Genomic DNA, 24,386 nt, shown 5'->3' with positions numbered 1-24,386 from the left:
AGTCCCGTGCCCGCCATGCTCAACCTGACCGTGCACGTGAAGCCGGGCAGCCGCAAAGGCCCCCTCGTGGTCGACGATGCCGAAAGCACTCCGGAACACGCCTCCGTCACCGTCTTTCTGCAGCAGCGCGCGGTAGAGGGCGCGGCCAATGACGCCCTGGTCGCTCTGCTGGCCAAGCATTTCAAGGTGGCCAAGCGTGATGTGAGCATCATTCGCGGTCACACCTCCAAGATCAAGCATTTGCGCATCGACCGGTCATAGTCGTAGCGCCCACCCGGCAGACGAAACGGGATGCGACTGCCGCAGCCGCATCCCGTTTCGTTTAGTTTCGATTCGAGTGGCGCTTTAGCTGACGCCGAGCAGGTCAATCACGAAGATCAGAGTCTGGCCGGAGAGACGGTGGCCGGAGCCAGCCGGGCCGTAGGCGAGATGCGGGGGCACAACGAGCTTGCGACGCCCGCCAACCTTCATGCCGGGGATGCCTTCCTGCCAGCCCGCGATGAGCGAGCGCAACGGAAAGTTGATCGACTGGCCTCGGTTCCAGGACGAGTCAAACTCGTCGCCGGACTCAAACTCAACACCGAGGTAATGCACGTCGACGGTCGCGCCGGCAGCCGCCTCGGCGCCGTCTCCGACGACGATATCGGTGACCTCAAGTTGCTCGGGCGCAGCGCCCTCTGGAAAGTCGATTTCGGGCTTGGAATTCATATCAGTCATGCACCCATCCAACCGGATTTTGTGCCCGATTGCACACCGGCGAGATCCAAAAAAAAATAATGCTTGCGTCCACGGCGCCGCAGGTGCACTCTAGTCGTACACCAACTCGTCGCATCGGTAGAGTCGTCGGCATTGCCACACCACCGAAGCGGCGAGTTTCTGTTGGTGCGGACTATTCGTTTTCAGCCCGGAGGCTGCTGCCCCAGTACCTCGGCCCGGTGGTTTATGAGCAAACCGAGCAGGAGTGCCTCGCGGGCGTATAACGCGGGGGTGCCCTGGCCGCGAACGAGGCGGTCTCGAACAAAGGCGAGGCGGGTCGCATCCGCTATGAAATGGCGCATGGCGAGCTGGCGCGAGCGCGGTTGACGCGCGCCCCAGGCCATAGCCTGACGTCGGCCGGCCCCGGTGCCGAGCATGGAAACCTCGTCCGCGGTAAACCAGCCGGCCTGCGAATATTCGTGCAGCCGTCGCAGGGTGATGCGCGCCTCCTGGCGGCGGAAAAATACCACGATGAGAATAGCGACGATGAACAGCGGCACCTGCACGACGACGTAGTAGATCAGAACGGATGCGTCACCGGCCAGCACAAAGGTGGCACCGTTCCAGAGCGCGTGCAGGCCGATTGCGGGCAGGAGGCCGAGCAGAAAGAATCCGAACGCCCCACTCTTCGAGGCGCCGCGCCGGGCGGCCAGGCCCAAGGCCAGTCCGGTGCAGATGGTGAAGGTGACGTGCGCGAACGGCGAAAAGACTCCGCGCAACAAGAACGTGACCCCCAGGTGCTGCGCGCCGCCGTCGGCCATGGCCAGGCCAAAGTACTGAATATTCTCGGAGAAGGCAAAGCCAGCGGCGATGGTGGCGGCATACACGACGCCGTCGAGCGGACCGTCAAAATGCCGACGCACCGCCCAGAACAAGACCAGAACGCCGAACCCCTTGGCGATTTCCTCGACCAGGGGCGCCTGAATAACAGCGGATGCGAAATCGCTCCCGGCGAGTGCCCCCGAGCTCGCCGCAATCGTGATCCGCACCCCGAGGTCGAAGACGAGCGCGCTGGCGATGGAGATGCCAGCGCCCCAGAGTAAGGCGAAGATGAGGGCCGGGCGCGGCTCCGGGTTCCAGCGGTCAATCCAGCGTACCGCCAGCAGCACGACCGCGAGCGGCAGCAACGCCAGGAGCAGTCCGAGCAGCAGCGCCCCGGTGCCGAGGAACGTGGTCAGATACAAAATGACGGCCAGCAGGGCCAGCCCGGCGAGCACGATTCCGACAACGCCGAGCACGATCGCGCCGGCACGCGAGGGTCGCACCGCCCGGTTCCAGACCGGTTGAACCGGGGCCGGGCTCGCCTGCACGGGAAGGTGTTCGGGGGACGGCTGGCCAGGCGGCTGGTCGAGACTCATTACTTGAGAATACCGGGACGACCCCGCCGGCGCTCAGGCGGCGAACATGGTGCCGGCGTTGAGTATACCCAGCGGATCGAACACCGCCTTGAGCTGACGCTGCAGGTTTAGGCTGCGGTCGCCGATCTCATCGCGCAACCACCGGCGCTTGAGTACGCCGACACCGTGTTCGCCGGTGAGGGTGCCGCCCAACGCGAGCGCTGCCCGGAACATTTCGTCGGCCGCCGCCCAGATCTCGTCGGGCACCGGCGCATCCGCTGCCGCACCGGGTTGCCGCTCGATCACGAAGTTGGGGTGCAGGTTTCCGTCGCCGGCGTGGGCGACCGTTGGGATGGGAATCCCCGTGCGGGTACTGATATCGGCGATCGCGGCGAACATCTCGGCCATGCGCGAGCGCGGCACCGACACGTCTTCAATGAGAACCTGGCCCAGCTGCTCGAGGGCCGGGTGCATGGCGCGGCGGATGGCCAGCAGGCGTTCGCCGGAAGCGGCATCCGTTGAGAGGGTGGCCTCGCCGCCGGCTGCGCGCAACACGATGAGGGCGTGCTCGGCCTCGGCGAGCGCAGCCGGCCCGTCGGTCTGCACGAGTAGAAATGCGCCGCGGCCCAGCGGCAACCCGGCCGACCCCTCCGGGCCCAGGTAGGTCGCGACGTGGGCGAGGGCGATCGGGTCGATCAGTTCCATCACGGCGGGACGGATGCGAGCGGCCGTGACGGCAGCGCTCGCTGCGGCCGCCGCGGTGACGGTCTCAAAGACCGCGCCGATGGTGGCGACCGTGCCAGCGGTCAGCGCGCGCACCCGCACCGTTGCCTCGACGATGACGCCGAGGGTTCCCTCCGATCCGGTCAGAAGTGCGGTGAGGTCGTAGCCGGTGACGCCCTTAATGGTGCGGTGGCCGGTGCGCAGCAGGCTGCCGTCGGCGAGCACGACCACGAGGCCGAGCACGGCCTCCCGGGTGACGCCGTATTTGGCGCAGAGCAGCCCGCCGGCGTTCGTGGCAATGTTGCCGCCGACCGTGGAAATGGCCTTGCTCGCCGGATCGGGCGTGAACCAGAGCTGCTTTTCGGCCAGCACGTCATTGAGGTGCTGGTTGATCACACCCGCTTCAACGATGGCGAGTTCGTCGTCTGCATTGATTTCGAGGATGCGGTTCAGGCCTGCCACGCTCAGCACGATCGAGCCGTCGGTGCCGCAGGCTCCCCCGGACAGGCCGGTGCCGGCCCCGCGGGTCACCACCGGCACCCGAAACTCGGTTGCGATGCGCAGCACCGCCTGCACCTGGTCCACCTCGGTCGCGCGCACGATGGCCAGCGGTGTGCCGTCGGCGACCCAGCCGGACTTGTCGGTGCGGCTGGCCGCAAGGTCAAGCGGGTCGATGCTGACGATGTCGCCAAGCTCGGTCTGGAGGCGCGTCAGTGCGTTCATCCGTTCAGCCTAGTGAGCGGCACGATGTCTGATTTTCGCTACCGATGCTCGTGCTGGCGTGGCGGGCTGAGGGGGTGAACCGCTCAGCTACCGCCGCCGACCCGCCAATGGCCGACCGGGTCTTCGCCGAGCGCTGCGGGTGCTCTGCAGCCCGGACAATCTGCTGACCAGCGACCTGGCCCTGCGGCAGGGTGCCGGCCTGCTCGGCCTACCAATCGAACCGCGCGCGCTCGCGGCCCGCGGCGCGGATTGGGCGCCGTGGCGCAGCTACGCGGGAATGCATCTCTGGCGGGCGGCCGGGGCAATACCTCCCATATCCCCCGTTTCCTCCAAGCGGATCGAATGAGGGTTGGCGCACCCCACAGGGCGGGCCGACGCCCGGGCCGCTAGCCTAGAAGAGTGAAATTTGCGCATCTCAGAGTTGACGGCCATTCCGTTCCCCGATTGGCTGTGGTCTTTGACGACGCGGCTCTGTTCCTCGACGACGTCATGAACGACGCGCCGCGCGACCTGCAAGACCTGCTGGAACGCGGCGATGCCGGCTACGAACACGTGCGGGCGATCAGCCTGGACGCTGTTTCAGGTGGGGCGGTACTAACCCAGGTCGACGAGCTGCGGCACTCCTCCGCCGTGCTGCGCCCGCCGCAGATTATCGCCATCGGCGCCAACTACGCCGCGCACTCCTCCGAGCTCAGCCTGCGCCTCGAAACCGCCGCGACCGTGTTTTCGCTCTGGCCCAACTCGCTCACCGGACACGGCTCGACCATCACCTGGCCGCGCGACCTGACCGAACAGGTCGACTACGAGGCGGAACTCGGCGTGATCATCGGCCGTCCGGCCCGCAACGTGACGGTCGCCAACGCCCTCGACTACGTCTTCGGTTACACCGTCGTGAACGACATCACCGCGCGCGACCTGCAATTCTCCGAAGCGCAGTGGTCGCGCTGCAAGTCCTTCGACGGCTTCACCCCGACCGGCCCGCTCGTCGTCACCGCCGACGAGATCGGTGACCCGCAGGACCTGTGGCTGACCACCCACGTCGACGGGCGCATCCTGCAGGATGCCTCGAGCGGCGACATGGTGCGCACCGTCGCCGAGATCATTTCCTACCTGTCGAAGACGTCGACCCTGCTGCCGGGCACGCTCATCTCCACCGGGAGCCCGGGCGGCGCCGGGTACAGCCGCAAGCCTCCCATCTTTCTGCGCGACGGCTCGACGGTGACCATTTCGATCGACAAAATCGGCATGCTCACGACGCACTGCCGCGAGATTTAGCCGCCAGCAGGCATCCGCTCGAGAAAGCGGATGCCGCCGCTCGGTACACCGACCGGTCAGGGGCGTGGCGCGTCACGACCGTCGCTGGCGAGGAGGTCGTCTTCGACGGTGCCGCCGTAGCCTTCCTGCTGCGGGTCGCGGTGCAACCCGCCGGACACCGCGTATTCCTCCTCGGGTGAGAGCACGAGGCGCTTGCGCCCCCACAGCGCAAAGGCCGCGAGCATGACGACGTAGACCACGGCGATGGCCACGATCGCGGGCCGAGCCGGTTCATTGATGAAGAACCCGAAGAAGATGGCCAGTGAGAGGATGCCGGCGATGACCGCTCCGGGGACACCCCACGGACTGCGGTACGGTCGGCGCGCATTGGGGAACTTCTTGCGCAACAGAACGAACGACACCATCTGCAGCACGTAGGCGATCACGGCGCCCCAGACAGCGATGTTCAGCACGATGGCCCCCGCGACGCCGCCGGAGCCGCCCAGCGCGTCGACCAGCACGAGTGCCACGAAGCCGATGATCGCACCGACCAGCAGGGCGATGGCCGGGGTTTGGCGTTTTCCGGTGAGCGAGAGGAACTTCGGATAGTAGCCCGCTCGGGAGAGCGAATACATATTGCGTCCGTAAGCGAACATGATCCCCTGCAGCGAGGCCAGCAGCCCGATCAGCGCGAACAGTGCCAGCACGGCCGCCACGCCGTCACCGACGATCGCCCGGAACCCGTCGAGCAACGGCTCGCCCGAACCGGCAATTTCCGACGCACCAACCACTCCCGTGTTCAGGAACAGCACGAGCAACCCGGTCACGATCAGGGTCGAGCGAGCGATGAATCCGGCCCGGGGAATATCCCGCACCGGATTGTGCGATTCTTCGGCGGCCAACGGCAGTTCCTCGATGCCGAGGAAGAACCACATGGCATAGGGCAGGGCGAACAGGATGGGGATGATGCCGTGCGGCAGGAACGCGCTCTGGCCGGCATCCGGCACGATATTGAACAGGTTATCCCAGCTGAACAGGCCGGAGAGGGCTGCCATGGCCGAGAACACCAGCAGGATGGCGATCGAAATGATCGCGACCACGATGGCGAATTTGAACGAGATCGCAGCCCCGGCAGCGTTCAGTGCGATGAACGCGGCGTAGAGCAGCATCCACCAGAGCCAGGGCGGCAGTGAGACGCCGAGCAGTTCCGTGGCGATGAAGTCGGCGTAGGAGGCCGAGAAGTAGACGATGACGGCGGTGGTCGCGACGTACTCGATTGTTTCTGCGAGTCCCGTGACGAATCCGCCCCAGGGCCCCATCGCCGCTCTGGCGAAGGAGTAGGCACCGCCGGTGTGCGGCATGGCTGCCGCCATCTCGCCGATGCTGAAAATCATGCCGTAATACATGACGATGAGAAGCAGGAAGGCGATGAGCATCCCGCCGAAACCGGCAAATCCGATGCCGAAGTTCCAGCCGGAGAAGTCGCCGGAGATAACGGCGGCCACCGCCAATCCCCACAGGCCCCAAATGCCAGCAGTGCGTTTGAGCTTGCGTTTCTCGAAGTATCCGACCTTCGCGGTGGTGTATTTAACGCCCGAAACTTTCAAGGTGTCTTTGGACATCAGTATTCCTTTGCGCTCGTTGCGCACCCGGTCGGTAAACAGACGCAAAACACCTTCGGCCGGTGAGCACTAGTTCAGTGAGATTGGCACGATGGTATGGCCTGGAATGGTGCGGTGTATATACCTTTGAGTAAATGAAATCTGCTCAGTGTAGGCAAATTGGCCTTCCCTGTACGGCTGGGTCTGTGGTCTAATGGTTGAAAATCGCACGATTGCCGGCTTTGACCGACTCGTTTCGTTTGACCGGCTCCGAGGAGAAGCTCAATGACCACCCGTACCGGAAACCTCACCCTGGACGAGCTGACCGCGCGGGTTGCGCTCGGCGAGATCGATACGGTGATCGTCGCGTTCACCGACATGCAGGGGCGGCTGGTGGGCAAGCGTCTCTCAGCACGGCTGTTCCTGGAGGATGCCGCGGCGCACGGTGCTGAGTGCTGCAACTATCTGCTCGCCGTCGACGTGGAGATGAACACGGTCGAGGGTTACGCCATGTCGAGCTGGGGCCGCGGCTACGGCGATATGGCGATGCGGCCCGACCTTGACACCCTCCGTCTGGCTCCGTGGCTGCCCGGAACCGCCCTGGTCACCGCCGACCTGTACTGGCCAGACGACATCCCCGTGGTCGCCTCGCCGCGGCAGATTCTGCGCCGGCAGCTCGACCGACTGGCCGCACACGGCCTCCTCCCCTTTTGCGCGACCGAGCTGGAATTCATCGTGTTCGACGATGGCTACCGCGATGCCTGGCAGAAGGGCTATCGAGGCCTGACCCCGGCCAGCGATTACAACATCGACTACTCGCTGCAGGCATCCGCTCGAATGGAGCCGTTGCTGCGGGAGATCCGTCTGGCCATGGACGGCGCCGGAATGTATTGCGAGGGCGTCAAGGGTGAGTGCAACCTCGGTCAGCAGGAGATCGGGTTTCGCTACGCCACGGCCCTGGCCACCTGCGACAACCACTCCATCTATAAGAGCGGTGCCAAAGAGATCGCCGACGCCCAGGGCAAGAGCATCACCTTCATGGCCAAATACAACGAGCGCGAGGGCAACAGCTGCCATATCCATATCAGTCTGCAGCGCCCCGGCGGCGAATCAGCGTTCTATCAAGCTGATGCTGAGAACGGCATGTCGCCCGTGTTCCGACAGTTTGTGGCCGGACAGCTCGCGGTGATGCGCGAACTCACCCTCTTTTCTGCCCCCAATATCAACTCCTATAAGCGCTACGTGCCCGGTAGTTTCGCCCCGACCGCGCTCGGCTGGGGCTTCGACAACCGCACCTGTGCCCTGCGCGTGGTCGGGCATGGCCCAGGTATCCGAGTGGAGAACCGGGTGCCCGGCGGCGACGTCAACCAGTATCTCGCCGTCGCCGCCCTGATCGCGGCCGGTCTCTACGGCATCGAGCACGAGCTTGAACTGGAGCCGGCCTTCGAAGGTAACGCCTACACCAGCGACCTGCCACGGGTGCCCTCGACCCTGCGCGAAGCGGCCGACCTGTTCACCGGGTCGGCTATCGCCCGGGAGGCCTTCGGCGACGAGGTCGTCGAGCACTACGCCAACAACGCCCGCATCGAGGTGACGTCCTTCGACGCCGCCGTGACCGATTGGGAGCGGGTGCGCGGCTTTGAACGCCTCTGAAACTCCCGGACCGATCATCGGTCTGACCACCTATCTGGAACAGGCCCAGACCGGGGTGTGGGACGTGCCGGCCGCGATCCTGCCGCGGGTGTACTTCGATGCGGTCACGAGCGCCGGCGGGATCGCCGTACTGCTGCCGCCGCAGCCGGTGAATGCCGCCGTCGCCCGGCGGGTGCTCGACGGGCTCGACGGCCTGATCATCACCGGCGGCAAAGACGTCGACCCGGCCCGGTACGGGCAGGCGCCGCACGCACAGACCGACGAACCCCGGCCCGACCGCGACACCTGGGAAGATCTGCTGCTGCACGAGGCCATTGCCCGCGAACTTCCGTTTCTGGGCATCTGTCGCGGCGCCCAAATGCTCAACGTCGCCCTCGGCGGCAGCCTGCACCAGCATCTGCCCGATCTGGTCGGCGACACCAGCTACCAGGCGGGCGGCGGCGTGTTCAACGTCGTCGACGTCGTGATCGAACCGCACACGACCCTCAGCACACTGCTCGATGGCCAGACCCTGCTGCCGGCGGTGCCGGTGTATCACCACCAGTCCATCGACCGGGTCGCCGACGGCCTCACGGTGACGGCGAAAACGGATGCCGGCATCGTGCAGGCGATCGAACTGCCGACGGTTCCGTTCGGGGTGGCCGTGCAGTGGCATCCGGAGCAGTCGCCCGATGACCTGCGCCTGTTCAGCGGGCTCGTTGCAGCCGCCACCGAATACCGGGCGGCCCACATTGAAGGAGCAACCCCGTGAGCAGTTACACCATCGTCAATCCGGCCGACGAGTCGACCGCCGAGACCATCGAGCACGTCGGTGTGGACGAAACCGACGAGGCCGTCGCCCGGGCGGTCGCGGCCCAGAAGCTGTGGGCGGCCGTGGCTCCGGCCGACAAGGCCCGAATGCTGCGCCGATTCGCCGCCGCTGTCGACGGCGACCGAGAGAACCTGGCCGGCCTCGAGGTGCGCAACTCGGGGCATCCGATCACGCAAGCCCGTTGGGAGGCCGGGCACGTGCGCGACGTGCTCGAGTATTATTCGGCGGCACCCGAGCGCCTGTTCGGACAGCAGATTCCGGTCTCCGGCGGCATCAACCTCACCTTTCACGAGCCGCTCGGCGTGGTGGGAGTGATCACGCCGTGGAACTTTCCGATGACGATCGGTGCCTGGGGTTTCGCGCCAGCCCTCGCGGCCGGCAACGCCGTGCTGCTGAAACCGGCCGAGTGGACCCCGCTCTCCAGCCTGCGGCTCGGTGAACTGGCCCTCGAAGCCGGACTGCCCGATGGGCTGTTCCAGGTGCTGCCCGGGCGCGGTTCCGTCGTCGGAAACCGCTTCGTCACCCACCCCGACGTACGCAAAATCGTCTTCACCGGATCGACCGCAGTCGGCAAGCAGATCATGGCCGGCTGCGCGGAGCAGGTGAAACGCGTCACCCTGGAACTCGGCGGTAAGAGCGCCAACATCGTCTTCGCCGACGCCGACCTCGAACGGGCCGCCGCCGCCGCGCCGTCCGGCGTGTTCGAGAACGCCGGCCAGGATTGCTGCGCCCGCAGCCGCATCCTGGTGCAGGCGAGCCAGTTCGACCGCTTCCTGGAACTGCTCGAACCGGCCGTTGCCGCGGTCGCGGTCGGCGACCCGACCGACCCGGCCACAGAAATGGGACCGCTCGTGTCCCGCCAGCATCACGCCGCGGTGTCCGCCTATCTGCCAGTGGATGCTCCGGTGGCGTTTCGCGGCCACGCCCCGATCGGCCCCGGATTCTGGGTCGCACCAACCGTGCTCACCCCGGCAAGCCGCACCGATCGCTGTGTCACCGACGAGATCTTCGGCCCGGTCGTGGTGGTGCTGCCCTTCGATGACGAAGCCGACGCGGTGCGACTGGCCAACGACACCCAGTACGGGCTGTCCGGCTCGATCTGGACCCGCGATGTCGGCCGGGCCCTTCGCGTGGCGCGCGGTGTCGAATCCGGCAACCTGTCGGTCAACTCGCACTCCTCGGTGCGCTACTCGACCCCGTTTGGCGGGTTCAAGCAGTCGGGGCTCGGACGTGAGCTGGGGCCGGATGCCCCGCTGAACTTCACCGATACCAAGAACGTTTTCATCGCGGTCGACTAGCGCAGCACCCGCGCGAAGCATCCGCTTGTCTGAGATTGAAGGAGAAAATCGTGAGCAGCATCGCTCGAATAGACCTGACCCAGCGTCTGGCCGGCAAGGTCGCCGTCATCACCGGCGGAGCCAGCGGTATCGGGCTGGCCACGGCGAAACGGTTTGCCGCCGAGGGGGCGACGGTCGTGATCGGCGACCTCGACGAAACCGCCGGGCAGGCGGCCGCCGCGCTGGTCGGCGGGCTGTTCGTGAAGGTCAACGTCACCGATCAGGAGGAGGTGAACCACCTGTTCGACACAGCCTTCGACACCTACGGCTCGGTCGATGTGGCGTTCAACAACGCCGGTATTTCCCCGCCCAACGACGATTCCATTGAAACAACCGAGCTGCCGGCCTGGCAGAACGTGCAGGACGTCAACCTCAAGTCGGTGTATCTGTGCTGCCGGGCGGCGCTTCGCCACATGGTCAGGCAGGGCAGCGGATCGATCATCAACACGGCGAGTTTCGTCGCGGTGCTGGGTTCGGCGACGAGCCAGATCTCCTACACCGCCTCGAAGGGCGGGGTGCTGGCGATGAGCCGTGAACTCGGCGTGCAGTTCGCCCGCCAGGGCATTCGGGTGAACGCGCTCTGCCCCGGCCCGGTGAACACTCCGCTGTTGCAGGAGTTGTTCGCGAAAGACCCGGCACGTGCCGCAAGGCGGCTCGTACATATTCCGGTCGGCCGGTTCGCCGAGCCCGAGGAACTCGCGGCAGCGGTGGCCTTTCTGGCAAGCGATGATTCTTCGTTCATGACCGGCTCGACCTTTCTGGTCGACGGCGGTATCAGCTCGGCCTACGTCACCCCAGAATAATGGCCGACCCGCCCGCAGTCAGTGGCCTCGACAGCGGTCTGCTGCTGCGCCCGGTGCCGGGCGGGAACGCCTTCGAGGAGACCGTGCAGCGGCTGCTGCAGACGGTGCGACTGGGCTTGGTCGCGCCCGGGGAACGGTTGCCCGCCGAACGGGATTTGGCCGCGCAGTTGAACGTCAGCCGGGACACGCTGCGCGACGCGATCGCCTCCCTCGCCGAGGCTGGCTATCTGGTGTCCCGGCGTGGACGCTACGGCGGCACCTTCGTCACCGCGGTGATTCCCGCTTCGCCCGGCCCCGACGGTGCCGCGCCGGCGCCCGGTTCCGCCGAAATCGACGATGTGCTGACGCTGCGCGACATTCTCGAGGTCGGCGCCGCCCGGGCCGCCGCCAGCCGGGTGCTGCCGGCGGCGGAGCGCGAGCTGCTCTGGGCCAGCCTCGGTGCGGTGCGGGAGGCCAGCGCCGAGGACTACCGAAGGCTCGATGCTCGCCTGCACCTCTATATCGGGGAGTTGGCCGGTTCGCCGTCGCTCGTGCCGCTGCTGGCCGACGTGCGGATGCGGGTCAACGATCTGCTCGACGCCATCCCGTTGCTGAGCCCGAATATCGCCCACTCCGACGCGCAGCACGAACAGATTGTGCTGGCGATCCTGTCCGGTCGGGCAGGTGCCGCCGCCCAGGCGATGCGTGAGCATTTAGCCGGGACAGCGCTGCTGCTGCGCGGCTTTCTCGAGTAGCCGCGCCGCGGCATCCGCTTGTCGGATAACTCAGCCGATGAGCAGCTCGACCGGGCCACGCACGAAGTAGAGCACGAAGCCGACGGCGACGACCCAGAGCAGCGGGCTGATCTCACGCGCCTTGCCGGACAGGCTGCGCACGAGCACCCAGCTGATGAAGCCGGCGCCGATGCCGTTGGCGATCGAGTAGGTCAGCGGCATCACGATGATGGTGAGGAAGATCGGCAGGGTGCTGGAGAATTCGGTGAAGTCGAGGTGCCGAATCTGCGACACCATGAGCGCTCCAACGATGACGAGGGCGGCTGCGGCCACCTCGAGCGGCACGATCTGGGTCAGCGGCGTGAAGAACATGGCGGCCAGAAAGAGGATGCCGGTGATCACGTTCGCAACGCCGGTGCGGGCTCCCTCGCCGATGCCGGCACCGGACTCGATGAACACGGTGTTCGAGGAGGCGCTCGACGCACCGCCGGCGACGGCCCCGATGCCCTCGACGATCAGGGCGGACTTCAGCCGCGGAAACTTGCCGTCCTTGTCGGCGAGGCCGGCTTCACTGGCCAGGCCGGTCATGGTGCCCATGGCGTCGAAGAAGTTCGTGAAGACCAGGGTGAAGACCAGCATCACGGCGGCGAGCATGCCGATGCGTTCGAACGCGCCGAAGGAGACCTCGCCGATCAGGCCGAGGTCGGGCACGGCGACGACGCTCGTCGGCAGCACCGGGGCGTTGAGGTTCCAGCCGGCCGGGTTCGTACCGAACGAAGGCCCGACCTTGAAGATGGCTTCCAGAATGACGGCGACGATGGTGGTCGCGACGATGCCGATCAGCAGGGCGGCCTTGACCTTCCGGGCAAGCAGCACGCCCATGATGATCAGTCCGATCACGAACACCGCGGTCGGCAGGGTGGCGATCGAGCCGGCATCGCCGAGCTGCACCGGCGGCGAGTTGGCGCCGCTGGCGCGCACGAAACCGGAGTCGACCAGTCCGATGAACGCGATAAACAGGCCGATACCGACCGTGATGGCGATTTTCAGAGGGCGCGGGATGGCGTTGAAGATGAGTTCGCGCAGGCCGGTGGAGGCGAGCAGCACGATGATGAGGCCGTTGATGACGACGAGGCCCATCGCTTCGGCCCAGGTGACCTGGCCGACGACGCTCACGGCGAGGAAGGAGTTGATGCCGAGGCCCGCAGCGAAGCCGTAGGGCAGGCGGGCAATGACGCCGAACAAAATGGTCATGACGCCGGCGGTCAGCGCGGTGACGGCGGCGACCTGCTCGTTGGGCAGCCAGCCACCCTCGACGTCGACGGCGGCCTGGTCGGCGCTGAACCCGCCGAGAATCAGTGGGTTAAGAATGACGATGTAGGCCATCGTGACGAAGGTGACGACTCCCCCGCGGAATTCGCGGGACCAGGTGGAGCCGCGGCTGGTGATCTCAAAATAGGAGTCGACGCGGGCCTTGAGGCTACGCGATGCCGGCTGCGGCGAGGCAGCTTGAGTGGGTGATTCAGTGCTGCTAATGGTGTGCTCCCGGTGCCGTGGCTCTAACGCAAGGTTCCAGTCTAAGACCGGGCCGCCGCTGGCTTAGACGTGCGGCACAAACCGACCCCAGGCCAAACGTCGTTCCCGATGCGGGTCGGATTTGATCGTGTCGTCCCGATCGATAATGAGCGTCTCTCTGGCACCCTCTTCATACCGCGGCCACTCGGACGATGGCACCCCGTCGAGCACGAAGCCGAGCCACCAGCCCTGCATTCTGTTTCCAATGTCCTGAAAGGCGCGGCGCCCACCGAGGGCCGTCATGCCGCGGCCGAACCAGCCATCGAGGCGGTCGAACAACGGAAACAGTTCGAGGCCGTGTGTGGCGTCGAGGCCCATCAGCCGCAGCAGGCGGGGAGCAGCATCGAAGCGGTAGAAGTACACCGGAGCATACCGGGAATGCCGCTCGGCGACCTTCACGCTCGGATACCAGAAGGAGTAGTCACCCCCAAAATCGAGCGCGGCTCGCAACGCCGGAATGCCCGGATACTGTGCCTTGAGCGCCTTCTTCGCCTTCTTCTTGGTCTTCTTGAAGATCGTGCGGATGCGCGCCGGCGTGGTGGCGAGAATGTCAATGCGACCGCTGAACAGCGAACCCTCCCGCGCATTGGTGCCGATGATCAACGGGATGCGCGCGGCCCGGCCGTCGCGAAAGGCATCGAGCGGCCGCTCCGGCAGAAAATCGCCGTCGATGACCGGGCAGAGCGGAATCGTGCCCGGATCCTGGTCCGGCGTACGCACGGTCAGCGCGGTGGTCGCGGCGGCGAGCACGTCCGGGTCAACGGTGAGCAGCAGGCTGGCCGCTTGTTCGTCGCTGTAATCTGCGGGGCCGTGCGCCAGGCTGTCCACGAATTCGCCGGCCCAGCGCGCGGTGAGCTCACTCGGATAGACCGCGTTCGGCGGAGCGCTCTGCGCGATGGCCCGGTGGAACAAGCCGGCCGCGCTCGGCACCGTCATCAACGTGGTGACGGCATTGCCGCCGGCCGACTCGCCGAACAGGGTGACGGCATCCGGGTCCCCGCCGAACGCGCGGATGTTGTCCCGCACCCACCGCAGGGCTGCGACCTGGTCGCGCAGCCCCAAATTGCTCTCAAACGGATGCTCCGGCGTGGCAAACCGGGAAAAGTCCAGATACCCGAGGGCGCCCAGTCGGTAGTTGAGGCTGACGTAGACGATACCGCCGCGGCGTACCAATCCCTCACCCTGGCGCGGAACCTCGCGGCTGGATCCGACGCTGTAGGCCCCGCCGTGGATGAACACCATGACCGGTCGGAGTTGCGCGCCGGCGCGCATCCGCTCATCGGGGGCGATCACATTGAGATTGAGGCAGTCTTCGCCCTGCGGAATGCGCGGGTGGGCGCCGCGAAACTGGCCCTTGTGGCTTTGCGGGGCGATCAGGCCCCACTGGCTCGCGTCGCGCACGCCGGTCCAGGCCGAGGCTGACCGCGGGGCGCGAAAGCGCAGATCGCCCACCGGAGCCGCTGCGTAGGGAATGCCGCGCCAGGCGAGCACGCCGCGTTCACGCACGCCGCGGAGCAGTCCGGTGGCCACTCGCACCTCGAGACCCTGATTGGTGGTCTGATCAGCGAGCTGGCTCATGGGCTCGAGTTTATTGCTGCGCAGGCTACGCTCAAACCTGATCACGGAACAGAAGAAACGAGAACGACATGGCACTGCCCTGGACCCTGCACGGTGACGGAAAAACGGTTGGCGCACAGGACGTCGTCGGCCCGGGCGAACGACTGAGCTGGCCGTTGACCATCGGAATCGGCTCGCAGCACGTCGTCGCCATGTTCGGCGCAACCTTTCTGGTGCCGCTGCTCACCGACTTTCCGCCCAGCACGACTTTGCTGTTCTCCGGTCTTGGAACCCTGCTGTTTCTGCTGATCACCGGCAATAAACTGCCGAGTTATCTCGGCTCATCGTTCGCGTTCATCGCGCCGATCACCGCGGCAACGGCCTCGGCCGGCATGGGCAGCGCCCTGTTCGGAATTTTGGTCGTCGGAGCGCTGCTCGCGCTCGTCGGGGTGATCGTGCAGCTCACCGGCACCGGCTGGATCGACCGGCTGATGCCGCCGATCGTGTCGGGCGCCATTGTCGCCCTGATCGGGTTCAACCTGGCCCCGGTCGCCAAAGCCAACTTCGACAAGGCACCGCTCACCGCGCTGATCACCCTCGTCGCGGTCATTTTGTGCACGGTGCTGTTTCGCGGCATCCTGGGTCGGCTGTCGATCTTTCTCGGCGTGCTCGTCGGCTACGTCGCGGCCGTCTTCTTCGGCGAGGTCGACTTCAGCCGGGTCGCCGAGGCCGCCTGGATCGGCCTGCCGCCGTTCACCGCCCCGGCCAACCCGTTCGAGAACCCGGCCGCCGTGTTCGGGGTGCTTCCCGCCTTCCTGCCGGTCGTGCTCGTACTCATCGCCGAGAACGTCGGCCACATCAAGGGTGTGGCCCAAATGACGGATGCGAAGGTGAACCGGCTCACCGGGCGCGCCCTGCTCGCCGACGGGCTAGCCACCATGCTCGCTGGCTTCGGCGGCGGCAGCGGAACCACGACCTACGGCGAGAACATCGGCGTGATGGCGGCGACGCGTATTTATTCCACGGCGGCCTATTGGGTCGCCGGAATCGTCGCGATCCTGCTCGGCCTCTCCCCCAAGGTCGGTGCGATCATCTTCACGATTCCCGACGGGGTGCTTGGCGGCGTCACCACCGCGCTGTACGGGCTGATCGGCGTCATCGGCGTGAAGATCTGGCTCGACAACAAGGTCGACTTCTCCAAGCCGGTCAACCAGTTCACGGCGGCGACAGCGCTCATTATCGGCATCGCCGACTTCACGCTGAACGCCGGCACCCTCAGCTTCAACGGCATCGCGCTCGGCACGGTCGCGGCCATCGTGATCTACCACCTGATGACCTGGCTAGCGCGGGTGCGCGGAACCGCCTAGCTCGCACGTGCAGGGTTAGACGTGCAGGACGGGCACGATCAGGTAGACGCCGTAGAGCACGGCGGCCGCGCACAGGGTGAAGCAGACGTAGCCGGCGTAGAGAGCCAACCGCTTCTGGGCATCCGACAGCGGGTTCGCCGCGGCAGCCTTGCGCGCTCGCTTGACCTGCTTCGCGGCCTTTTTGGGGCTCAGCACGGTAATCGCGCCGGTGAACTCGTACGGCTCGACCAGGGGGATTCGGCCGGCCGTGGTGAGCAGGCGCAGACCGAGCGAGTAGAGGCTCACCACCAGTGCCGCCGAGACGAGCGACGCAGTGGAGACGATGAGGAAAGCCGCCCAGTCGATCACAGCGACACCCTCCTGCGGTCGGAACGAGTGGGGCGACGCGGCGTTTTCCTGATCCTTACCACCCGGCCGGCATCATCGATGTCGTTGAGCAGAGTGTGGTGAGTGACCCGATTGCGCCGAGACCAGCGGAACAGGGCCATGATCACGATGGTGCCAATCACCATGTCCAGCACGATGCCGATCGGGCCGAGCAAGGCCAGCCCGGCCGCGAAAGCACCCATGATGGCCGAGGCCGGCAACGTCATAGCCCAGCCGAGCGCGATGCGTCCGGCCATGCCCCAGCGAATCGTCGAGCCACGGCGGCCGAGCCCGGAGCCGATCACCGAACCGGAGGCGACCTGGGTGGTGGAGAGTGCGAAGCCGAGGTGACTCGAGGCCAGGATGGTCGCGGCGGTGCTGCTTTCGGCGGCAAAGCCCTGCGCTGGCTTGATCTCGGTCAATCCGGTACCCATGGTGCGGATGATGCGCCAGCCGCCGGTGTAGGTGCCGATCGCGATCGCCAGCGCGCAGGCGGCGATCACCCAGAACGTTGGCCCGCTGCCAACGGCCTGAAATCCACCGGCGATCAGGGTCAGGGTAATCACGCCCATCGTCTTCTGCGCATCGTTGGTGCCGTGGGCCAGGGCTACGAGGGAGGAGGAGAAGATTTGCGCGTAGCGAAAGCCGCCGCGCCCGTCGGGCTGACCGACGTCCCGGCGAGTGATCGTATAGGCGAGGCGGGTGGCGACGAGGGCGATGACGCCGGCGATCACGGGCGCGATCAGGGCGGGCAGAATGACCTTCGCGGCGACAACGTTGTAGTCGATGGCCTGGGTGCCGACACCGATGATGGTGGCGCCGATGAGACCGCCGAACAGGGCATGGCTGGAGCTCGACGGCAGCCCCATTAGCCAGGTGACCAGGTTCCAGACAATTGCGCCGATCAGACCGGCGAAGATCAGCTCGGGGGTGATCAGCACCCCGCCGTCGCCCTCCTTGATGATGCCGCCCGAGATTGTGCGGGCGACCTCGGTCGACAGGAATGCCCCGACCAGGTTGAGAATCGCAGCGACACCGACGGCGACCTTGGGTTTCATGGCGCCGGTCGCGATCGGGGTGGCCATGGCGTTCGCCGTGTCGTGAAAGCCGTTGGTGAAGTCGAAGATGAGGGCCAGGGCGATGACCAGCACGATGATGAGGCTGAAATCAGGCACGGAACACCACGCTCTCCAGGTCGGCGCCGAAGGTGAAGGTGGCGCGTACGGACACACCATTGAGAACACCGGGCAGCCAATGGCGGGCGTCGTCCCACATCTCATCTACTGGCAGGGTCGCCACATCGAACCAGAGGGGGTTCAGCTCGTTGGATTCCCGCGGTGTTCCCGACCACTCCTCGCAGACGAAGACGGTCGACTCCTGGCTCCACTCCTCGCGGTGGGGAAACAGGTAGGTGAGCAGCCCCAGTTCGGTAAGAGCGGATGCCGCCACCACGAGAGACGACTCCTCCTCGATTTCGCGCACCGCAGCATCCACTGCGGTTTCGCCGCTTTCGAGCTTGCCACCCAGCCCGACGATGTTTCCCATGCCGAGGCCTTTCTTCTTGCGCCCCAGCAGGACCTGTCGGTTGCCTTCGGGAGATAGTCGAGTGAGGTAGCACACGCATACCTGGGGCAAAGTCATTGCCTCATCTTAATGCTTGTTGAACAGAGGGCGCGTGGAGCTGGTTGGGAGGCAGCTCGGATAAGCTCCGAACATGGACTTTTTACCAGCTACCGGAACCATTACCATGTTCACGACCGACTGGTGTGGTTACTGCAAACGATTGAAGAAGCAGCTCGACAGCGTCGGAATCGGCTACACCGAGGTGAATATCGAACGGGTTGACGGCACGTCGGAGCTCGTCATGAGCCTCAACAACGGCAACCAAACCGTGCCGACGATTTTGTACCCCGACGGCTCAGCGGCGACGAATCCGTCGCTGGCACAGGTTCAGGCCAAACTCGCCTGACCTGACCTGACCTGACCTGACCGCCCTGCGCGAGCCCGCGCGGCTAACCGAACAGTACGGCGGCCTCGTCGTAGCGGGCCGGTGAGACGCGCTTGAGACCGATGGTGGCGGCGGCGATGCTCACGACGACGATCTCGGTGCCGCGCAGTGACACCATCGAGCCCCACTGCGAATTGTGGATCGCGTCGACGGCGGCCATGCCGAGTCGGGTGGCGAGCACGCGGTCGTATGCCGAGGGGGCGCCGCCGCGCTGGGTGTGACCGAGCACGGTCGCTCGGCTCTCGATGCCGGTGCGTTCTTCAATCAGCGGCGCGATGACCTCACTGATTCCGCCGAGCCGGGGACGGCTGAAGGCGTCCAGCCCCTTGGTGGAGTGCGCCTCCTCCATACCGGAGAGCAGGAAGCCCTCGGAGACCACGATGACGGGGGCCCGGCCGCGGTCGCGCACGTGCTCGACCCAGTTGCAAATCTGTTCGATCGACTTCGGCTGTTCCGGGATGAGGATGGCGTGGGCGCCGCCGGCCATGCCGGAGTGCAGGGCGATCCACCCGACGTGGCGTCCCATCACCTCGACCACCATGCAGCGGCCGTGGGATTCGGCGGTGGTGCGCAGCCGGTCGATGGCTTCGGTGGCGATTTCGACGGCCGTGTTGAAGCCGAAGGAATAGTCGGTGGCTTCGAGGTCGTTGTCGATGGTCTTGGGCACGCCGACGATATTGAGGCCGGCCTCGGTCAGGCGATGCGCGGCGGTGAGCGTGCCCTCTCCACCGATGGCGATCACGGCGTCGATGCCGTTCTCATCGAGCGTGCGCTGGATGTTCTCCGGTCCGCCGTTCTCACCCTCGAACGGGTTCGTACGGGAACTACCCAAAATGGTGCCGCCCTGGCGAGAGAGCCCGCGAACGCTGTGCCGGTCGAGCGGCATGAATTCGCTCTGCGCCAGGCCGCGCCACCCGTTGCGAATTCCGACGAACTCGAAATCGTGCGTGCGCACGCCCTTGAGCACAGCGCCACGAATGACCGCGTTGAGTCCGGGGCAGTCGCCGCCGCTGGTAAGGATGCCGATCTTCATTGCTGGCCGATCTTGGTAGCTGGGCGAATCCGGTCGATTGATCATGACGCAACGCGCGCCACCAATCAATGTCAGAACAAGCGCATCAACGATGCACGCTTGACAATCATGCTGCCTGACCGGGCACGGCTCAAATCGCATCCGGCCCGGTCAGTCGCGCACGGCCTATAGTTTTCCGTCGAGGGCCTGGGTGAGCAGGTAGATCAGCGCACTCTCCTGCACCGAATCGGCCGCGGCGTACTCTTCCTGCGAACCATCCAGTGCTCGAGCCGCCAGGCCCTGCTTGCTTCCGATCAGGTCGGCAATGCGGGCGTCGATGGTGTGCGCGGCGATGATGCGCCAGGCGGTGACCGGCTCATCCTGCCCGATGCGGTGCACCCGGTCGATGGCCTGGGTCTGCTCGGCTGCGGTCCAGCTGAGCTCGGCCAGCACAACGTTCGACGCGGCCTGGAGGTTGACGCCGACGCCGGCCGCGGTGAGGGAACAGACCGCGATCGCAACGTCGGGGTCGTTGTTGAAGGAGTCGATCGCTGCCTGCCGGGCAAGCGCGCTCTGGTCGCCGCGCAGCGACACCGTTTTCAGGTCACGCTTGGCGAAGATCTCCTCAGCGGTGTCCATTACATCGATGTGCTTGGCGAAGAACACGACCTTACCGACCGACCGGGCCAGCTGGGCCGCGTAGTCGGCTGCGAGACCGGCCTTGGCCTGACCGATTTTGCGCACCATCGTGAATACGTTTTCACCGGTGCTCTGGCCCTTGGAATCTTCGAGTTCGGCGTGCGCGACGGCGCGAATGTAGGCATCCCGCTGATCCTCATCGGGAACGGCCGGGCCGCCAGAGCCGGTGTGCCGGGCGGCGACGAGTGCGCGGTACCGGATGACCAGCCGGGCACCGAGTTCCCGTTCGGCCTGGCGGATGGAGCGGCCGAGGTCGTCGTCCAGCTCGACTGGGAGGTCGGCGATGCGCTTGGCCGGCAGGTCGGCGGCGACGTCGATCTTGCGGCGACGCACGATGCCCATGTCGATCACGGCGGCGCGAGCTTCCTTGTAAAAACCCATGTCGGCGGGCGTGAGGCCCGTCTCTTCGAGGCGTTTCAGCAGTGCGGGGGCCGGCTTGTCGCCGTCGATCCAGCCGAGGAACTGCCAGATGGCCCGAAAGTCGTCGACGTCGTTGATCAGAGGCGTTCCGGTCAGGGCCATCAGCAGCGGGTTGCCGCCCGGGGTGCGGCGGCGAATCTGGTCGGCCAGCGAGAGTACGTGCTTGGAGCGCTGGGAGGCGAGGTTCTTAATGAAGTGGGCCTCGTCGACGACCATGCCCTTGAAGCCGAGGGTACCCAGCCAGGCCAGGTGCCGGTCGAGCACGTCGTAGTTGACGACGACCACGTCGGCGAAGGCGTCCAGGCTGTCACCATCGCCGTGGATGACGGTGGCACGCCGGTTCGGCGTCCACATTTCCACTTCACGGGCCCAGTTCATTTTGACGACGTTGGGCACGATGGCCAGCAGTGGGTAGGCGTTGGCAACGGATGCTGCCAGCAGGCTCTGCGCCGTCTTGCCGAGGCCCGGCTCATCGGCGAGCAGATAGCTGCGGTGGCCCAGACGAGCGCTCTCGATGAACCGGGCCTGGTGCCGCATGAGCTCCATACCGTTCGGCGACAGTCGGTCAAGCTTGGGGGCTTCCGGCATGTCCATGCTGGCGGCCTGGCCGCCCGAACCGTACTCGAACGATTTGAACAGGGGGCCGAGCAATTCCCAATTGGCCAGCCGGCGCGGGTGCACGATCGGCTGGGCTGCTGCACTGAAGTCGGGGGCGAGGAACGGGTTGGCCAGCTGCCGGGCCTTGACCGACTGCGGGACGACCTGGTTCTGCAGCACGACCGGTTTGGCTTCGGGTTCGCGGGTGATGATGAGTTCGTCCGGACTCAGTTCGGCACCGGATTCAAGCAGCCAGTCCCGGCGAAAACGCTGCGCGACGGTGGAGACGCCGGCATCGGGTTCGAGCAGGGTGATCAGGCTGGTATCGCGAGCCGCGGTCTTGGCCAGAATCTGGGCAATGCCGTCGAGGCGTTTGAGCAGCTCGGCCCGATTGGCGTCGGAGAGCCCCTTATCGCCCTTGACCCTGGCGCGTTCCTCGCGCATCAGCAGGGCGATGACCTGATACTTGGTGCGGTTGGTCGGCCCGAGCTTGGTACCGGACTGCGCCTTCGCCTCGACCTCGCGCACCTTGCGGGCGAGAATCGGGATGATCGGCGCGTCGTCGTCACGCGAACGAGGGTGGGCCCGATTGCGGGTGACACCGCCGCGGCCGAGGTTGTTCCGGCTGCCCGAGGCATCGGTGCGGGTATAAGCCATTGTTCTCCACTCAAAAGCAGCACGGTACGGGTACCGGCTGTATCCGTCCACGCGAGCCGGTCACGGCATCCAGGTGTTGCCGGAACGCTGCAGCCCGCCAATCGTTCTGATGAGTTCTCAGGAACAAACGATTCACGAAACACAGCACGGGTCGCGATCTTCACACAAAACTCGCGGTCAAGCGGATGCTGTCGCAGCGGTGGTGCCGTCGAATCACGCGCCTCTACAGGTACTGATTCAACGAGTACGGCCATCGCCAGCGAGCGCACAGTAGAGACCTGACCCGGTTCTCTCAACGCGCTAGTAGTCTACGCCCCCGTTCAATTCTTGCGAACCGGCACCTTGGTGCGCAGGCCGACGGCGATGAAAATGATCGCGGCGATGAACTGGGCCGAGACCCAGCCCTGACCGCTGAGGTCGAGAATCACGACAGGGTTCCACAGAATCGCCATCGGCACGAGGCCGATCAGCCAATACCAGGACCGCGCCTGCAGCACGAAGACGCAGATGATGAGCGCGAGAATGCTGACGGCGTAGCGGATGATGATGAAGCTCTCGCTGTCCAGCAGGGCTAGGCCGGCGAGCAGGGCGATCGCCCCCAGCAGACCCGGTGCGAGGGCAGAGCGGGTGAAGGTCNGCGATCGCCCCCAGCAGACCCGGTGCGAGGGCAGAGCGGGTGAAGGTCGGTTCGACTGGCGTACCCATCAGACGCCCCCTCCCCCGCCGCCGCCGCCTCCTCCGGAGAACCCGCCGCCACCGCCGCCCGAGGTCGACGAGCTGGTGGCACTGCCCGACCACGACGCGGCAGAGGACGCCGAGAAGCTGCCGATAGCACCGGCGAACAGCACGGCCTGGAACATTCCCGTTCCCAGATACCAGTCGGGCTGGGTGCCGCTCTCCCCGTAATACTCGCCCAGGACCTTCGACCATTCCTTCTCCTGGCCGAACAGTATGGCCAGTGGCAGTACGCGCTCGTAGAGTTTCACGATCTGAACGGAGGGGGCATCCGCTGTGGTGGTGGTTCTGGTCAGATCGGGACGACCGTTCTCCGGCCGGTAGACCGATCGCACGGCCCCCTCCGAACTCTGCAGAACACGAAGTCGATCGGCTTCGGCAAGACCTATATACAATTTGACGCCTTTCAAATAGTCACGCAGTTCAGCGCCGCTGTCGGTGAGCGGTCGCAGATTTCCGGCACAAACGAAGGTGACCACCGCGGTGGTGATGCCCAGCACGATGAACAGCAGCGGCCAGAAACCGCCCACGTCGGTGATGACCGCCCCGAGACTCGCCACTCCGGCGGCCAGGGCGCTCACGCTGGCCAGCAGTAACAGCCAGACCCGCAGCCCATCGTTTTGCTTTTTCCTTACGCCCAACCGCAGCGATTCGGCGCGGGCCGCAAGCCGTTCCTTCTGCAGGGCCTTACTGAGCGAAACGCTCTTCTTCTTCAGGTCGCGCTGGTCGCCGGGCCGCAAGCCGGGAAAAAGTTTGCCCAGAATGCGGCTTTCGGTCTCATCGACACCGTCGGCGTGCACGAATTCCAGCAGAAAGTGATTCTTTTTGTCGTCGGCATCGAGAATGCGCACGTTGCCGCGCACGGCGAAGCTGATGAATTGTGCGGCCATCGCCTTAGCGGCGGCACCGACGACCAGCTCACCGAGGGTCAGGACACGTGCGGGGTGAACCGATCGGAGCATGAGTCCACTCTACCGAGCCGGGCTGAGCCGCCCGCAGCGCGGGTCAGTCCGGAACAGTTCAGTCCCGAACAGTTCAGTCCCGAACAGCTCAGTCCCGAACAGCTCAGTCCCGAACAGCTCAGGCGTGCTGAATCGGAATCGACGTCGTCGACGGCGGTCGCTCGAACAGCATCTCCAGCCCCGGCCGCAACTCGGCCAGCCACGCGGCATAGCCGGCCTCGTTCAGGTGCAGCCGGTCGATGCCGAAGGTCGGGTCGAGTTCACCGTCTGGCAGGGCCAGGGCCGGCCACAGGTCGAGGTATTGCGCGTGCTGGGTGGGGGCGTACTGCCAGACGTGCCGGTTGATTGAGCGGATGGTGCCGGCGAAGTCCCGGTCGCGCGGCAGCACCGATTGCACCATGATGCGGGTCTCCGGCAGGGCACGGCGCAGCGTGTGCAGGATGGTTTCGAGGTTGCGCACGACATATTCGTCGGATTTGCGCCAGCCGAGATCGTTGGTGCCGACCCCGATCACAATGGCGTCGGGCCGCAACTCAATCACCTGATCAAGCTGTGAAATAATCTCATCGGTGGTATTACCGCTGGCAGCGAGATTGTGCACCACGTACTCGGGAAACCACTCTTCCCACTGACCATTCGCGGTGAGGCCGTCGCCCAGAAAGGCGAGTGAAACTGTCATAGTAGGCCTCCTATCTTTTACCCATCATGCCCCGAACCGGG

At 65.7% G+C, this 24,386-nt stretch carries 24 protein-coding genes; 10 read left to right on the top strand and 14 right to left on the bottom strand.

All coding sequences use genetic code 11. The features are described from left to right. The first annotated feature begins 15 nt into the window (after positions 1-15). A complete protein-coding gene (locus CXY80_RS09690) occupies positions 16-261 on the top strand; it encodes a DUF167 domain-containing protein (protein ID WP_092449986.1) in 246 nt (81 codons plus the stop codon). Positions 262-345: 84 nt separating this feature from the next. On the opposite strand, the gene CXY80_RS09685 is transcribed toward CXY80_RS09690, so the two are convergent. From CXY80_RS09685 to CXY80_RS09675, 3 genes are all read right to left on the bottom strand, one after another. Next, entirely contained in the window at positions 346-717 is a 372-nt protein-coding gene (locus CXY80_RS09685) for an FKBP-type peptidyl-prolyl cis-trans isomerase (RefSeq protein WP_198414357.1), read from the bottom strand. 182 nt (positions 718-899) lie between these two features. Continuing rightward, entirely contained in the window at positions 900-2,114 is a 1,215-nt protein-coding gene (locus CXY80_RS09680) for a PrsW family intramembrane metalloprotease (RefSeq protein WP_104132387.1), read from the bottom strand. Between the two features lie 33 nt (positions 2,115-2,147). After that, complete coding sequence (locus CXY80_RS09675) at positions 2,148-3,539, bottom strand: FAD-binding oxidoreductase (protein ID WP_104132386.1); 1,392 nt, start codon at positions 3,537-3,539, stop codon at positions 2,148-2,150. Positions 3,540-3,678: 139 nt separating this feature from the next. Here CXY80_RS09675 and CXY80_RS09670 point away from each other — a divergent pair, with 139 nt between their 5' ends. Continuing rightward, complete coding sequence (locus CXY80_RS09670) at positions 3,679-3,885, top strand: hypothetical protein (protein WP_277871278.1); 207 nt, start codon at positions 3,679-3,681, stop codon at positions 3,883-3,885. A gap of 53 nt (positions 3,886-3,938) precedes the next feature. After that, on the top strand, positions 3,939-4,814 hold the full coding sequence (locus CXY80_RS09665; protein WP_233195227.1) for a fumarylacetoacetate hydrolase family protein: 876 nt from the start codon (positions 3,939-3,941) through the stop codon (positions 4,812-4,814). Positions 4,815-4,870: 56 nt separating this feature from the next. On the opposite strand, the gene CXY80_RS09660 is transcribed toward CXY80_RS09665, so the two are convergent. Then, on the bottom strand, positions 4,871-6,415 hold the full coding sequence (locus CXY80_RS09660; protein ID WP_104132385.1) for an amino acid permease: 1,545 nt from the start codon (positions 6,413-6,415) through the stop codon (positions 4,871-4,873). 264 nt (positions 6,416-6,679) lie between these two features. Here CXY80_RS09660 and CXY80_RS09655 point away from each other — a divergent pair, with 264 nt between their 5' ends. The 5 genes from CXY80_RS09655 (at position 6,680) to CXY80_RS09635 (ending at position 11,732) form a co-directional block, all read left to right on the top strand. Beyond that, positions 6,680-8,047 carry a glutamine synthetase family protein gene (locus tag CXY80_RS09655; RefSeq protein WP_104132384.1) on the top strand — a complete coding sequence of 456 codons (1,368 nt, stop codon included), beginning with the start codon at positions 6,680-6,682 and terminating at the stop codon, positions 8,045-8,047. Then, complete coding sequence (locus tag CXY80_RS09650) at positions 8,034-8,798, top strand: gamma-glutamyl-gamma-aminobutyrate hydrolase family protein (RefSeq protein WP_104132383.1); 765 nt, start codon at positions 8,034-8,036, stop codon at positions 8,796-8,798. The genes CXY80_RS09655 and CXY80_RS09650 overlap by 14 nt, the downstream gene beginning before the upstream one ends. 11 nt (positions 8,799-8,809) lie before the next feature. Continuing rightward, positions 8,810-10,156: an aldehyde dehydrogenase gene (locus tag CXY80_RS09645; RefSeq protein ID WP_369828677.1), complete on the top strand. Its 1,347-nt coding sequence runs from the start codon at positions 8,810-8,812 to the stop codon at positions 10,154-10,156. Positions 10,157-10,230: 74 nt separating this feature from the next. Beyond that, positions 10,231-10,998, top strand: coding sequence for a 3-oxoacyl-ACP reductase (locus CXY80_RS09640; RefSeq protein WP_304466174.1), 768 nt, complete (start codon positions 10,231-10,233; stop codon positions 10,996-10,998). Further along, the gene (locus tag CXY80_RS09635; RefSeq protein ID WP_104132381.1) at positions 10,998-11,732 is read left to right on the top strand and encodes a FadR/GntR family transcriptional regulator; all 735 of its coding nucleotides are present in this window, start codon (positions 10,998-11,000) and stop codon (positions 11,730-11,732) included. The genes CXY80_RS09640 and CXY80_RS09635 overlap by 1 nt, the downstream gene beginning before the upstream one ends. Positions 11,733-11,762: 30 nt before the next feature. On the opposite strand, the gene CXY80_RS09630 is transcribed toward CXY80_RS09635, so the two are convergent. Together CXY80_RS09630 and CXY80_RS09625 are read right to left on the bottom strand one after the other, a co-directional pair. Beyond that, positions 11,763-13,247 (bottom strand): NCS2 family permease, encoded by a 1,485-nt coding sequence (locus tag CXY80_RS09630; protein ID WP_092450004.1) that lies wholly within the window; start codon positions 13,245-13,247, stop codon positions 11,763-11,765. Between the two features lie 63 nt (positions 13,248-13,310). Next, a complete protein-coding gene (locus CXY80_RS09625; protein ID WP_092450006.1) occupies positions 13,311-14,864 on the bottom strand; it encodes a carboxylesterase/lipase family protein in 1,554 nt (517 codons plus the stop codon). A gap of 68 nt (positions 14,865-14,932) precedes the next feature. Here CXY80_RS09625 and CXY80_RS09620 point away from each other — a divergent pair, with 68 nt between their 5' ends. Further along, on the top strand, positions 14,933-16,210 hold the full coding sequence (locus tag CXY80_RS09620) for a uracil-xanthine permease family protein (RefSeq protein ID WP_092450008.1): 1,278 nt from the start codon (positions 14,933-14,935) through the stop codon (positions 16,208-16,210). Between the two features lie 15 nt (positions 16,211-16,225). Here the strand turns inward: CXY80_RS09620 and CXY80_RS09615 are convergent, their stop codons facing one another. The 3 genes from CXY80_RS09615 to CXY80_RS09605 are packed head-to-tail and all read right to left on the bottom strand — an operon-like array spanning position 16,226 to position 18,217. Beyond that, a complete protein-coding gene (locus CXY80_RS09615; RefSeq protein WP_092450010.1) occupies positions 16,226-16,558 on the bottom strand; it encodes a peptidase in 333 nt (110 codons plus the stop codon). Next, the gene (locus tag CXY80_RS09610; RefSeq protein WP_233195224.1) at positions 16,555-17,751 is read right to left on the bottom strand and encodes an inorganic phosphate transporter; all 1,197 of its coding nucleotides are present in this window, start codon (positions 17,749-17,751) and stop codon (positions 16,555-16,557) included. Before CXY80_RS09610 ends, CXY80_RS09615 begins: the two co-directional genes overlap by 4 nt. Further along, positions 17,744-18,217 carry an 8-oxo-dGTP diphosphatase gene (locus tag CXY80_RS09605; protein WP_092450014.1) on the bottom strand — a complete coding sequence of 158 codons (474 nt, stop codon included), beginning with the start codon at positions 18,215-18,217 and terminating at the stop codon, positions 17,744-17,746. Before CXY80_RS09605 ends, CXY80_RS09610 begins: the two co-directional genes overlap by 8 nt. A gap of 73 nt (positions 18,218-18,290) precedes the next feature. On the opposite strand from CXY80_RS09605, the gene CXY80_RS09600 reads away from it, so the two are divergent. Next, on the top strand, positions 18,291-18,545 hold the full coding sequence (locus CXY80_RS09600) for a mycoredoxin (protein ID WP_092450016.1): 255 nt from the start codon (positions 18,291-18,293) through the stop codon (positions 18,543-18,545). A 43-nt stretch (positions 18,546-18,588) separates the two neighbouring features. Here CXY80_RS09600 and CXY80_RS09595 read toward each other — a convergent pair whose 3' ends face one another. The 5 genes from CXY80_RS09595 to CXY80_RS09575 all read right to left on the bottom strand — a co-directional run bounded on the left by CXY80_RS09595 (position 18,589) and on the right by CXY80_RS09575 (position 24,345). Then, complete coding sequence (locus tag CXY80_RS09595) at positions 18,589-19,617, bottom strand: 6-phosphofructokinase (RefSeq protein ID WP_104132379.1); 1,029 nt, start codon at positions 19,615-19,617, stop codon at positions 18,589-18,591. 165 nt (positions 19,618-19,782) lie between these two features. Then, entirely contained in the window at positions 19,783-21,969 is a 2,187-nt protein-coding gene (locus CXY80_RS09590; protein WP_104132378.1) for a DEAD/DEAH box helicase, read from the bottom strand. A 320-nt stretch (positions 21,970-22,289) separates the two neighbouring features. Beyond that, on the bottom strand, positions 22,290-22,562 hold the full coding sequence (locus CXY80_RS20745) for a DUF6804 family protein (RefSeq protein WP_369828676.1): 273 nt from the start codon (positions 22,560-22,562) through the stop codon (positions 22,290-22,292). A 111-nt stretch (positions 22,563-22,673) separates the two neighbouring features. Then, complete coding sequence (locus CXY80_RS09580) at positions 22,674-23,666, bottom strand: DUF2207 domain-containing protein (RefSeq protein WP_104132376.1); 993 nt, start codon at positions 23,664-23,666, stop codon at positions 22,674-22,676. A gap of 118 nt (positions 23,667-23,784) precedes the next feature. Continuing rightward, on the bottom strand, positions 23,785-24,345 hold the full coding sequence (locus tag CXY80_RS09575; protein WP_104132375.1) for a GDSL-type esterase/lipase family protein: 561 nt from the start codon (positions 24,343-24,345) through the stop codon (positions 23,785-23,787). Positions 24,346-24,386: the final 41 nt, after the last annotated feature.

This window comes from Cryobacterium sp. M91 (assembly GCF_002929615.1).
Lineage (GTDB): Bacteria > Actinomycetota > Actinomycetes > Actinomycetales > Microbacteriaceae > Cryobacterium > Cryobacterium levicorallinum.
Note: the sequence above shows the minus strand (reverse complement) of the source record. Positions and strands in the feature narration are given on the sequence as shown.

Bases quoted from the DNA above. Each gene is read 5' to 3' on its own strand.
- CXY80_RS09690 (WP_092449986.1), top strand. From the start codon at position 16: ATGCTCAACCTGACCGTGCACGTGAAGCCGGGCAGCCGCAAAGGCCCC.
- CXY80_RS09685 (WP_198414357.1), bottom strand. From the start codon at position 717: ATGACTGATATGAATTCCAAGCCCGAAATCGACTTTCCAGAGGGCGCT.
- CXY80_RS09680 (WP_104132387.1), bottom strand. From the start codon at position 2,114: ATGAGTCTCGACCAGCCGCCTGGCCAGCCGTCCCCCGAACACCTTCCC.
- CXY80_RS09675 (WP_104132386.1), bottom strand. From the start codon at position 3,539: ATGAACGCACTGACGCGCCTCCAGACCGAGCTTGGCGACATCGTCAGC.
- CXY80_RS09660 (WP_104132385.1), bottom strand. From the start codon at position 6,415: ATGTCCAAAGACACCTTGAAAGTTTCGGGCGTTAAATACACCACCGCG.
- CXY80_RS09655 (WP_104132384.1), top strand. From the start codon at position 6,680: ATGACCACCCGTACCGGAAACCTCACCCTGGACGAGCTGACCGCGCGG.
- CXY80_RS09635 (WP_104132381.1), top strand. From the start codon at position 10,998: ATGGCCGACCCGCCCGCAGTCAGTGGCCTCGACAGCGGTCTGCTGCTG.
- CXY80_RS09625 (WP_092450006.1), bottom strand. From the start codon at position 14,864: ATGAGCCAGCTCGCTGATCAGACCACCAATCAGGGTCTCGAGGTGCGA.
- CXY80_RS09620 (WP_092450008.1), top strand. From the start codon at position 14,933: ATGGCACTGCCCTGGACCCTGCACGGTGACGGAAAAACGGTTGGCGCA.
- CXY80_RS09605 (WP_092450014.1), bottom strand. From the start codon at position 18,217: ATGACTTTGCCCCAGGTATGCGTGTGCTACCTCACTCGACTATCTCCC.
- CXY80_RS09600 (WP_092450016.1), top strand. From the start codon at position 18,291: ATGGACTTTTTACCAGCTACCGGAACCATTACCATGTTCACGACCGAC.
- CXY80_RS09595 (WP_104132379.1), bottom strand. From the start codon at position 19,617: ATGAAGATCGGCATCCTTACCAGCGGCGGCGACTGCCCCGGACTCAAC.
- CXY80_RS09590 (WP_104132378.1), bottom strand. From the start codon at position 21,969: ATGGCTTATACCCGCACCGATGCCTCGGGCAGCCGGAACAACCTCGGC.
- CXY80_RS09580 (WP_104132376.1), bottom strand. From the start codon at position 23,666: ATGCTCCGATCGGTTCACCCCGCACGTGTCCTGACCCTCGGTGAGCTG.
- CXY80_RS09575 (WP_104132375.1), bottom strand. From the start codon at position 24,345: ATGACAGTTTCACTCGCCTTTCTGGGCGACGGCCTCACCGCGAATGGT.